Raw genomic sequence first — 11,361 nt, forward strand, 5'->3', positions numbered from 1 at the left:
CCTGGAGTTCGAGGGTGCTCCTCTTCCGCCGCTTCCTGTCGCCCCTTTCCGGGCTTCCTCCCGGGCTTCGTCCCGGGTTTCAGTCGCGAGAGGGACCTGCGAACGGCGCGAGCCCATCGCGCAGTGCGACCAGCGCGCTCTCATCGATTCCGACGCGGGCCATGATCTTCCCCGGCACCTCGAGCGCGGCCGCGCGGAGCGCTGCGCCCTCGTCCGTCAAGGCGATGTCGAGCACGCGCTCATCGTCGGCACGGCGAGTGCGCACCACGCGCCCCTGCGCCTCGAGACGCTTCACGAGCGGCGACAGGGTGGCCGGTTCCATGGCGAGTTCCGACGCGAGCGCGCCGAGCGAACGCGGGGCCTCCTCCCACAGCGCGAGCATCACGAGGTACTGCGGGTGGGTCAGCCCCAGCGGCTCGAGCACGGGGCGATAGATCGACACGACGTTGCGCGCCGCCGTGACCAACGCGAAGCACACCTGGTTCTCCAGCTTGAGCAGATCGTCCACGCGCCCCCTCCTCTAATAGTTAGTACACTAATTATCATGACACGAAAGGATGCCGACCGGCCGCCGCTGCGCGACCGCGTCCGCGAAGCCGGCGGCTGGTACCAGTACGTCAACTCCCGCTTGATCCGTGTCGCGGGTCCGGCGTCGGTGGGGCCGTACGAAACGACACCGGAACCGGTGCGCACCGGACGACCCTGCCCTCTATGCGGCCATGCCATGTCGGAGCACTCCGTCGATCGATCAGGACCCAAGCCTCTTCTGCACTGCCCCTGAACCCCCTCCGCGGATCCCCCTTCCGCGTTGCGGTCGGCCCCCGGCATCCGGGGACCATTCGGGAATGACCGCGACCCCCCGTGAATGCCCGTCGAGGTCGATGGGCACCCCGAGTAGGGGGAGATCACCGACACCGCGCGCGACGAGGGTGCTTCGCTGATGCAGGGTGGAACAGCCCGGACTCAGGCGTGCCCGGCCCGCTCCATCGCACGCAGTTCCTTCTTGAGATCCTGCACCTCGTCGCGAAGACGCCCCGCGAGTTCGAACTTCAACTCGGCTGCCGCGGCGAGCATCTGCTGCGTGAGGTCGGCGATGGTCGACTCGAGCTGGTCGGCGCCCTCGGCCGCAATGCCCGTCCGACGCAGCTGCGGCGTCGGCGACTTGCCCTTGCCTGCCTTGTCAGTGCGGGCGAGCAGCTTCTTCGTGTCGGTCGCCTCGCGGTTCAGCACCTCGGTGATGTCGGCGATCTTCTTCCGAAGGGGCTGCGGGTCGATGCCGTGCTCCTTGTTGTAGGCCACCTGCTTCTCGCGACGGCGTTCCGTCTCGTCGATCGCATTCCGCATCGAGTCGGTGATCTTATCGGCGTACATGTGCACCTCACCGGACACGTTTCGAGCCGCGCGACCGATCGTCTGGATGAGCGACGTCCCGCTCCGGAGGAAGCCCTCCTTGTCGGCATCGAGGATCGCGACGAGCGACACTTCAGGAAGGTCGAGGCCCTCTCGCAGGAGGTTGATGCCGACGAGCACGTCGTACACGCCGGCACGCAGTTCCGTGAGGAGCTCGACGCGACGAAGAGTATCGACGTCGGAGTGGAGATACCGGACGCGCACCCCGTGCTCGCCGAGGAAGTCGGTGAGTTCTTCCGCCATCTTCTTCGTCAGAGTCGTCACGAGAACGCGCTCGTCACGTTCCACACGCACGCGGATCTCCTCGAGCAGATCGTCGATCTGCCCCTTCGAGGGCTTCACGATGATCTCGGGATCCACCAGACCGGTCGGGCGGATGATCTGTTCGACCACCCCATCCGCGATACCCATCTCGTAACGTCCGGGGGTCGCCGAGAGGTAGACGGTCTGCCCGACCCGCTCCTTGAACTCGTCCCAACGGAGGGGCCGGTTGTCCATCGCGCTCGGAAGCCGGAACCCGTGCTCGACGAGCGTGCGCTTGCGCGAGGCATCCCCCTCGTACATCGCGCCGATCTGCGGGACCGTCACATGCGACTCGTCGATCACGAGCAGGAAGTCGTCGGGGAAGAAGTCGAGGAGCGTGTGCGGAGGCTCGCCGGCCACGCGGCCGTCCATGTGACGGGAGTAGTTCTCGATACCGGAGCAGAAACCGAGTTGCTGCAACATCTCGAGATCGAAGGTCGTCCTCATCCGCAAGCGCTGCGCTTCCAGCAACTTGCCCTGGGATTCGAACTCTTTCAGACGGTGCTCGAGCTCGTGTTCGATCGTGCCGATCGCGCGCTGTACCGTCTCGGTCCCCGCGACGTAGTGCGAGGCCGGGAAGATCGGAACCGAATCCATTTTCTCGATGACGTCTCCGGTGAGCGGGTGCAGCGTGTAGAGCGCCTCGATCTCGTCGCCGAACATCTCGATCCGGATCGCGTACTCCTCGTACACCGGGATGATCTCGATCGTGTCGCCGCGGACGCGGAAGTTGCCTCGGGAGAAGTCGACGTCGTTGCGGTTGTACTGCATCGAGATGAACTTGCGGATGAGGGCATCCCTGTCGTACCGCTCCCCCACCTGCAGGGCCACCATCGCGCGCAGGTACTCTTCCGGGGCGCCGAGCCCGTAGATGCAGGAGACGGTGGAAACGACGACCACGTCGCGGCGCGACAACAGCGAGTTCGTCGTCGAGTGGCGCAGCCGCTCGACCTCGGCGTTGATCGAGGAGTCCTTCTCGATGAAGGTGTCCGTCTGCGGCACGTAGGCCTCGGGCTGGTAGTAGTCGTAGTACGAGACGAAGTACTCGACGGCGTTGTTCGGGAGCAGCTCGCGGAACTCGTTCGCCAACTGTGCCGCCAGCGTCTTGTTGTGCGCCAGAACCAACGTCGGACGCTGCACCTGCTCCACCAGCCAGGCGGTCGTGGCGGACTTGCCGGTACCGGTGGCGCCGAGGAGCACGACATCGGTCTCACCGGCGTTGATGCGCGCGGCGAGGTCGGCGATCGCCTGCGGCTGGTCGCCGGAAGGGCTGTACTCGCTGATGACCTCGAAGGGACGAACGGATCGCGTGGCCTGCATGATTCCAGCGTAGGCGGGGGCTCCGACATCGGGGTCGGGTTGCGTTCGCCCGCCACGAACGTCGACGCTTAGCGAGCGGGCGCGACCCGCTCCCACAGGTCGTCGACGTGGCGACGGGTGTCCTCCAGCGGCGCGGCCGTGTCGATCACCACGTCGGCCAGGGCGAGTCGTTCCTCATCCGACGCCTGCGACCCGATCCGCGCGCGGGCGTCGCTCTCGCTCATCCCCCGGCTCTCGATCAGACGCCGCACCCGCAGATCCGCCGGCGCGTGCGCGACCACGATGAGATCCCACGAGTCCCCACCGCGCGCCTCGGCGAGCAGGGGGACGTCGTAGACGACGACGGCGTCGGGATCCGCCGCCAGCGCAGCGCGGAACCGCCGTTCCGACTCCGCACGCACCGCGGGATGCACGAGAGCATTGAGCGCGGCGAGACGCTCCGGGTGGCCGAACACGCGCGCGCCGAGGGCGGGTCGGTCGAGGGCTCCGCCGGGACCGATCACGTCCGCGCCGAATTCCTGGGCGATCGCCGCGAGCACGGGCGATCCCGGCGACTGCACCTCTCGGACGATCGCGTCGGCGTCGACCACCACGGCACCGCGATCGCGAAGCATCGCCGCCACGGTGGACTTTCCCGACGCGATGCCGCCGGTGAGAGCAAGAAGGGGCACCCGACGAGAATGCCACACAGCGGGCGACAGCGGCCGGTGGTTTAGCATGCAAGAGAGCCACACCGTGGCTCTCGAGAGAGCCCCGCGAAAGTCTGAGCATGTCCAACCCCCTCGTCGCGGTGATCATCGAAGACGACGCCGACATCCGATCTCTGGTCGTCGCCGTCCTGGAGCAGGCCGGATACGCGGTGCACGCGGCATCCGGAGGCTTGGAGGGCATCGACCTGGTGGCGCGATATGAACCTGCGGTCACGACGCTCGATGTCAGCATGCCCGGTATCGACGGGTTCGAGACGGCTCGCCGCATCCGGGCGTTCAGCGACACCCGAATCCTCATGGTCAGCGCCCGCGCGGATGACGCCGAGGAGCGCGTCGGTCGCGACGCCGGCGCGGACGACTACCTCACCAAGCCGTTCCGCCCCCGAGAACTGCGCGACCGCGTTCGGCTGCTCCTCGGTGGCGAGTGATCGTCACGCGATCCCGAAGGGGAGCTCGCCGGTGAGCACGGCTTCCGCCGCCGCGGAGTCAGCGGACCGGATGAGTTCTTCCGCCTCGAAGCCCACCTGACTGGCCAGCGCCACGCCCGCACCCACCACCGGGGCCACGGACGTCCCGAGCGCCGCGACATCGGCCACGACCCGATCACGGAGCGAACGCGCGACGCGGCGGACATCGGTCACGCTCGTCGTGACGAATGCCACGGTGACGCCCGTGGTATCCGTCTGACCGACCAGGGCCATCGTGGGGGCATGCCGCCTCACCGCCTCGCGGAAGGCCCGGAGGATGGCATCCGCTTGTTCGGGGCCGAACGCCATGGACACTCGACGGAGATCGTCGATCCGCAGACAGATGACGCACGGGTCCTCCCCCGCCGACTTCGCCCGGGGCAAGAGGATGCTCAACGCCCCACGGAACGAATCGCGGAACAGGATGCCGTCGCCGTCGACTGTCAGATTCTGCGCGGCGAGGTTCACGCGGGACGCCGAGTCCCCGGAGCGGAGCGTCGATGTGACGACCACCGCCGCGACCACGAGGACGATGGTGAGCATCGACGCGAGCCGCGTGTCGAAAGCGGCGTGGAAGAGCTCGCTCTCGGTCCCGAGGGCGACGAACACGACCGCCCGCGCGGAGAACCACACCGCCCCGATCGCCAGGATCACGGTGAGCCCCGCGGCACTCCAGCGTCCGCGCACGACTCCGCGCCGGGTCTCGATCGACCCGAGAGTGCCGAACAGCGCGTTCCCGAGGAAGAACGGCACCGCACCGGCCCAGGGGCCACCGTTCGGCCCCTCTGCGAGGGCAGCGACGATCACCGCCAGTACAGCCGCACACCACACGATCACGGGGACTCTCATCGCGCGACGGTTGAATGCCGCGCACCCGAGCCAGATGAAGCCCGTCGCGCCGACGAAGAACCCGTTGCCGATCGCCGTGGCGACGAACGCGTCGGGAAGGACGAGGGCGATGAGATAGCACAGCGCTGACAGGCATCCGCTGAGGTATGCCCCCGACCAGTACCGGCTCGCGATCCCGTCTTTGAGCATCAGCGTGTCGAGAACGTACATCGTCGTCGACACGAGAATCACCAGGAGAGCAGCGACCTGAAGGCTCACCGAATCGAGCGTCATGGGTAGCTCTCCTGATCCCGTGGCAGACGCACGATGAAGGTGGCCCCCGCGCCGAGCACCGAGCTCACCGTGATCTCGCCCCCGTGCGCACGCACGATGTCCCGGCTGATGGCCAACCCCAGACCGCTGCCGTGCGTCGAGGAGTTGCGCACCGCATCTCCGCGGAAGAATCGATCGAAGACCCGTCCCTGCTCGGTCTGCGAGATCCCCGGCCCGTCGTCGGCGACCGCGATCTGCACCGCCGTCTCGCTGACGTCCACCGCCACCGTGACGGTACCTCCACGAACGTTGTACTTGATCGCGTTCGAGATGAGATTGTCGACGACCTGACGCAGACGACGAGGGTCGACGTGGGCGGAGCCGGCGCGCACCCTGGATGAGTCGATCCGGATGCCGTGATCGGCCGCCCGCAGTTGCTGAGACTCGATCGATGCTCGGACGATCGTGGCCAGGTCGGTGTGGGCGGGGACGAGGTCGAACTCCGCCCCGTGGCGCGAAGCGGCCGACATCGCGAGGATGTCGGACACGAGTTCGCGCAGACGCGTCGCATTGCGTTCGGCGACTTCGAGACGATCCCGGGTCTCCGCGATGATGGCGGGGTCGTCGAGGGCGAGGTCGAGATAGCCGATGATCGAGGTCAGCGGCGTCCGGAGCTCGTGCGACACGCTCGCGACGAGGTCGTCGCGCGCGCGGAGCGCCTGCTCCTCCGCTGTCACATCCCGTGAGACGACGATCGTGCCCGGATCCGTCTCGGACCCCGACGGCAGTCGACGGGCCGTGACGCTCAGCGCTCGGCGATCCTCGCCGGGCGCGCCGAACCAGACGAGCTCGCTCTCGAACAGCTCTCCGGCCCGTGCCCGCGACAGCGGGGTCGCCTCCGCGGGAACCGGGGTGACGCCGTCCGCGGCGTACGCCGCGAGGGGCGCTCCGAGCACGTCCACGGTGGCCTGGAGTCGCGCGTGCGCTTCGTTCGTGACGACGAGATCACCGGCGGGTGTGACCCGGATGACGCCGAAGTCGACGGCATCCAGAACCTCGGTGACGAGGTCCTCCTGCCGTCGGGCACGCTCCGCCGAGCGGCGCAGCTCGGCGGATTGCTTCTCCAGCAGAGCGCGCTGCGCACGGGCGCGGCGAGCCGTCGTGTGCGCGAGGGCGGAGAGCGCCAACACCGTGAAGGGCAACACGAAGGTCGACGAGGTGAGCCGCTGCTCGGCGTCGTTCACGAGCTGAAAGGCGACGATCGCCGACACTCCGATCAGGACGGCGACCACCCCGCAGACGCCGAAGGTCGAGCCGATCCAGATCGCGGGAAACGCCCAGAGCAGACCGACGCCGGCGACAGGCGCGCTTTCGCGGAGCACGGCGATCGCGACCATGTCGATGATGGGGATGAGGCCCAACGCCCAGGCAGGGAGTGCCCTCCAGGGGGCCACGACGGCGAAGATCGCCGCTGCGAAAATCACCGTCACGCCGATGGTGAAGAGCGGGACGCTACGCACCTGACCGAGCAACGACGCCGAGACCACCACCAGCAGAGTCGCGGCGAGCAGCAGTGCCTGATTCGAGAGGATGCTTCGGTGAATCCCGAGTCGCTCGGTGAGTGACAAACCCGGCATGGCCCTGACCATAGCGCGAGCGCAGGCCGAGAGCGCGCCCTGCGTCGGCGCGGCGGGACCCGGACGCGCATTCAGGCGCCGCGCCGGGCAAGGGCTTCGCTCGTCCACCGGGCGAATTGCTGCCAAGGGTCTTCGCTCCCGGCCCGCACGGCATCGATGTGCGCCGCAAGTGTCTCACTCAATCGGAACCATTCCGTCCGCGCGAACCGCTCCTCGGCGAACTGGTCGTGTCTCCGGCGCTCGACGAGGCGATCCCCGCGTTCGAAGGCGAGCAGCTGATCGTGCCAGAGCACCCGCAGCCGCTGACGCGGCTGGGCCGTCGTCCCGATCTTCACCCGGTCTTCGAAACGGAGATAGTAGACGACATCGACCCGCGGAGGAGGGAGTTCTCCGTCGACGGGGTCACCGACGCGCCACTCGCAGACGGCGCAGATCCAGCCGCTCGGCCACCGGACTCCCAGTCGGGAGCCGCAGAGCCCGCACGGAGAAGGCAGAAGGTCGGTGACGCCGTCGTGTGCACCGGCCCAGTCCGCCGCGACCGCGAGATGCCAGTCGCAGAGATCGAGGGGGGCCTTCGCGTCCACCGGCGAGGTGCATCCGGAGGCGACGCAGACGGTGTGTGCCATGACCACACCGTAGACCTCGCCTCCGACATCGCGCCTCACTCCGGGACGGCATCCTCCATCACCAGGAACAGGCCCGCGTACGGGCCGAGCTCGAGCGCGAAGCTCTGCAGTTCGTCCACGCGCCCCACCACATCCCCCGTCGCGGCATCGACAGCGGTGCTCTGCGGCACCAGCCACTCCGATCGCACGGTTCCTTCGATCTTCTCGCTCGAGAAGTTGAGAACCGTGAGCTGCAAGGGCGCGTCCTCGCGGCGGCGGTCTCCCCCGTCGAGACGGTGGACCATGACGAGCATGCTCGGGTGTCCGACCTGGGGGATGTCGACCTGGGATGCCACGGCGATGGCGTTGTCGGTTCGGATCTTCAGCACGTCGCGAAGCCCGGACAGGAACGACGCGGGGTCGTCTCGCTGCGCCGTCAACGACCCGTACAGGGAGCGCGCCCGGGGCATACCGGAGGCCGAGCCGTTGGCATCCGGAGCCACGTCCAGAAGATCGTGCGCTCCGCGCTCGATCCACCGTGTGTCGCCCGAGGCGATCAGATGCCGCACGTCGTCGACGGGCACGGTCAGAGATCCCGTCAGATCCCAGCCCGACAGAGCGAAGACCCCCGGCTGCCACGAGTTGTACTTCGCGAGCAACAGATGGGCGTCGCGGATCGCGGGGGCGTCGGCGGCGGTGATGTCCTCCAGGGTGGCGCGCCCCTGCGTCGCCGCGATGAGCGAGGCCGTCGTGCACGCGATGCCGTTCTGCGTGAAGACGAGGTTGTAATCGGCGTCGACCGTGAGCTTCTCGGTGAGCTCCGCGCGAACGGTCTCCGCGATCTCGGCGCCCGTCGACTCCCCGTGACGGAAGGGATACACCGTGTCGTGGTGCGTCGTCGCCCAGTGCACGAGCTCGTAGGTCAGCTCGTCGTGGTTCTGCATGCCGTGCACCAGTTGCGCGGGTTCCACCCCGATCTCGAGCGAGGTCGTGAGGGCGAGACGCAGGAACTCGGTGTTGGCCGTCGCCAGCGCGTGGTGGTACCCGGGCCGCGTGACGAAGTCGTACGACAGGTCGGCCCCGACAGCGGCCGTGTCACGGATGTCCTCGATGGTGAGATTCAGCTCCTGGAACGTGAACCCCCCGACCTTCCGCACCATGCCCGCGATGATGTGGTTGGCCGCGTGCGAGAGCGGGTGTCCCTCGGACCACGCCGGGAGGCCCTCCGCGCTCTTCTCCACGCCGAGGAAGCCGTTCGCGTCGAGGCGCAGGGCACTCGTGCCGAGATCGCCGAGGGAGTGCAGCGCATCGCCGATCACCAGACGCATACCCGCGAAGGTCGGATCGAGCCAGTTGATGGAGGGCTGCCCCTCCTTGAAGTAGTGCAGGTAGACCCAGCGCCGTTCCACGCCGTCGGTGCCGACGACAGGTGCCGTCGCGCTCCAGTTCGTCTCCTTCACGCCGGGCGTGTAGAAAATGACGCGCTGAAGCTCGCCGATGATGTAGCCCCGTGCGCTGAGCTCGCGTTCCGTCTCCGCATCGAGGTTCACGGAGTCCCGGCCCGCGGGGACCTCGGGGAGCAGGCCCCAGTCCTCGCGCGGGATCTCGACCATGTGATAGATGCCCGGGTAGTCCTTGTACGCCATCTCGGCGAGCCGGAAGTCTGCGCCCTTGCCCGTGTGCCCGGGGACGATGTCGTCGATGACGCTGCCACCGTGCGCGTCTGCGACGTCAGCCACGCGGCGGAATGCGTTCTCGTCACCGAAGTCAGGATCGATCTGCGTGCTGATCCGGTCGAAGTGACCATCGACGCTCGGCGTCTCCTGCCAGCCGGTGATCCCCCCGGCGCGCTTGACGGGCCCCGTATGGATGCCGTTGATCCCGACCCATTCGAAAGCCTCCCACAACGTCTCATCGCCGAGGGCGTCCAGGAAGGATTCACCGGGTCGCGTGATCAGCGAGATCGGATAGGCGGTGAACCACACATCCGTGGATTCGATCGCCCGCCGTGCGTCAGGACGCGCATAGGGGTTCCGCCACATCGACGGCTGACCCGACAGCTGTCGGCTCAGCACGTCGGCATCCTTGAGCATCGACTGACGGACGAGCCACTCCACGTAGGACGGGTTTGCGCCGTTGGCGTTGCGGGGGTCCGTCAGAAAACGACGAAGAGTGCCACCACGGAACTGATCACGCGGACGCAGGCGACGTGGCCGCGCCGGATAGCGTTGCTCGTCGTAACTGATCTCGGCAGCGGTCTCGACCGTCTCATCGGTCACCGTCTGCTCCGCAGCGATCGTCTCGTCATCCCTCACGGTGCGCTCGTCGGCATCGTCCACTAGCGACCTCCCTCACGTCATCAACGACGCTAGTCGGTCAGGCACACATCGCACCTAGGCATTGACCTCGACAGCGCACGGACCCCTCGTTCCGTCGGGCCCTCACCGGCTCATGTCCCCCGCGCCGCGCAGTGCGGACATCGCCACGGCCAGAGCAAGGGCACACATCGCCAGCACCGAGGTCACGAACACCCCCCAGCCCGCGCCGTCGAAGACCCACCCGAGCAGCCATCCGAACACGCTGGACCCCGCGTAGTAGCCGAGATAGTAGAGAGATGAGGCCTGGGCCCGCGCGTCGGGCGCGGCAGCGACCGGGGTCCACCCCGACGCCACGGCGTGCGCGCCGAAGAAGCCTGCGGTGAACACGACGAGCCCCACGATCACCACGGGCAGCATCGGCACCCCCGTCAGGACGGCACCACCCGCCATCACGGCGATGCTTCCGACGAGCACCGGCAACCGACCGTGCCGCACCGCGAGCACCCCGGCGCGAGGCGATGACGCGGTGCCCGCGAGGTACGCGAGGAAGAGCAACGTCACGACGGTGGGCGCCAGGAAGAAAGGCGCACCTGCGAGGTGGAAGCCCAGGTAGTTGTACACCGCAACGAACGCGCCCATGAGGAGGAAGCCCTGGGCATACAGCGCAAGCTGAACCCGCGAGCGGACGTTCGCCATGATCCTCCGCCGCACCGTCGGCCCGCGCTCCGAGCGCGCCCGCCCCGGAACGAAACCCCGCGCCGCGGGCACGAGCACGACGAACACAACGGCAGCGACGAGACAGAAGAGGACGACGGATGCCACTCCCCACCGCCAGCCCGCGACCTCGCCGACCCACCCCGCGACGATCCTTCCGGACAGCCCGCCCACCGTGGTGCCGGCGATATAGGACCCGGCCGCCGCAGCCACATGCCGCGGAGCGACCTCTTCGCTGAGGTAGGCGAGGGCGACAGCCGGAACAGCGCCCAATGCCGCTCCTTCGAGAAGCCGCAGCCCCAGAAGAACCACGATGTCGTGGGCGAACGGCGTACAGCCGCCCAAGACGGTCGCCACGACCAGCCCGATGCCCATCACCGGAACCCGCCCGATCCGGTCGGCCCAGAGCGACCACGGGATCACGGCCGCGGCCAGCCCGAGCGTCGCCGCGGAGACCGTCAGCGCGGCGCCCGCGGGTCCCGAACCCGTGTCACCGGCGAGGGCGGGCAGCACCGCCTGGGTCGCGTACAACTGCGCGAACGTCGCCACCCCCGCAAAGAACAAGCCCACCAGAAGCCGCCGATACTCGCGACTTCCGGGTACGTGGCCGGAGAAGGCACTCACGAGCACGACTCTAGCTTCGCGCCAACGACGAAGCGCCGGTGCCCTCTCCGTTTCCAGAGAGCGCACCGGCGCTTCGGCGCAGTCGCGCCCTTAAATGCGAAATGGCCACCCAGCATTGGGTGGCCATTTCGCATTTAAGCTGTCCCTTATAC

The 11,361-nt window shown here is 67.9% G+C and carries 10 protein-coding genes; 2 read left to right on the forward strand and 8 right to left on the reverse strand.

Going from position 1 to position 11,361, the window contains the following annotated elements; genetic code table 11:
• Nucleotides 1-79: 79 nt before the first annotated feature.
• The gene (locus tag NS220_RS03915) at nt 80-508 is read right to left on the reverse strand and encodes a MarR family winged helix-turn-helix transcriptional regulator (protein WP_058622791.1); all 429 of its coding nucleotides are present in this window, start codon (nt 506-508) and stop codon (nt 80-82) included.
• Between the two features lie 36 nt (nt 509-544).
• Here NS220_RS03915 and NS220_RS20525 point away from each other — a divergent pair, with 36 nt between their 5' ends.
• On the forward strand, nt 545-781 hold the full coding sequence (locus NS220_RS20525) for a hypothetical protein (RefSeq protein WP_081322969.1): 237 nt from the start codon (nt 545-547) through the stop codon (nt 779-781).
• A gap of 182 nt (nt 782-963) precedes the next feature.
• On the opposite strand, the gene uvrB is transcribed toward NS220_RS20525, so the two are convergent.
• Nucleotides 964-3,033 carry an excinuclease ABC subunit UvrB gene (uvrB, locus tag NS220_RS03920; RefSeq protein ID WP_058622792.1) on the reverse strand — a complete coding sequence of 690 codons (2,070 nt, stop codon included), beginning with the start codon at nt 3,031-3,033 and terminating at the stop codon, nt 964-966.
• A gap of 68 nt (nt 3,034-3,101) precedes the next feature.
• Nucleotides 3,102-3,704 (reverse strand): dephospho-CoA kinase, encoded by a 603-nt coding sequence (coaE, locus tag NS220_RS03925; RefSeq protein WP_058622793.1) that lies wholly within the window; start codon nt 3,702-3,704, stop codon nt 3,102-3,104.
• 98 nt (nt 3,705-3,802) lie between these two features.
• Here coaE and NS220_RS03930 point away from each other — a divergent pair, with 98 nt between their 5' ends.
• Nucleotides 3,803-4,171: a response regulator transcription factor gene (locus tag NS220_RS03930; RefSeq protein WP_058622794.1), complete on the forward strand. Its 369-nt coding sequence runs from the start codon at nt 3,803-3,805 to the stop codon at nt 4,169-4,171.
• A 3-nt stretch (nt 4,172-4,174) separates the two neighbouring features.
• On the opposite strand, the gene NS220_RS03935 is transcribed toward NS220_RS03930, so the two are convergent.
• From NS220_RS03935 to NS220_RS03955, 5 genes are all read right to left on the reverse strand, one after another.
• Complete coding sequence (locus NS220_RS03935; RefSeq protein WP_058622795.1) at nt 4,175-5,332, reverse strand: diguanylate cyclase domain-containing protein; 1,158 nt, start codon at nt 5,330-5,332, stop codon at nt 4,175-4,177.
• Nucleotides 5,329-6,948 (reverse strand): sensor histidine kinase, encoded by a 1,620-nt coding sequence (locus tag NS220_RS03940; RefSeq protein WP_058622796.1) that lies wholly within the window; start codon nt 6,946-6,948, stop codon nt 5,329-5,331. The genes NS220_RS03935 and NS220_RS03940 overlap by 4 nt, the downstream gene beginning before the upstream one ends.
• Before the next feature lie 71 nt (nt 6,949-7,019).
• Nucleotides 7,020-7,574, reverse strand: coding sequence for a GIY-YIG nuclease family protein (locus tag NS220_RS03945; RefSeq protein WP_058622800.1), 555 nt, complete (start codon nt 7,572-7,574; stop codon nt 7,020-7,022).
• Nucleotides 7,575-7,609: 35 nt separating this feature from the next.
• Nucleotides 7,610-9,868: a maltose alpha-D-glucosyltransferase gene (treS, locus tag NS220_RS03950; protein WP_440589455.1), complete on the reverse strand. Its 2,259-nt coding sequence runs from the start codon at nt 9,866-9,868 to the stop codon at nt 7,610-7,612.
• 126 nt (nt 9,869-9,994) lie between these two features.
• Entirely contained in the window at nt 9,995-11,215 is a 1,221-nt protein-coding gene (locus NS220_RS03955; protein WP_058622797.1) for an MFS transporter, read from the reverse strand.
• Nucleotides 11,216-11,361 lie beyond the last annotated feature (146 nt).

It is taken from the genome of Microbacterium testaceum (genome assembly GCF_001476655.1).
Classification (GTDB): Bacteria; Actinomycetota; Actinomycetes; order Actinomycetales; family Microbacteriaceae; genus Microbacterium; species Microbacterium testaceum_C.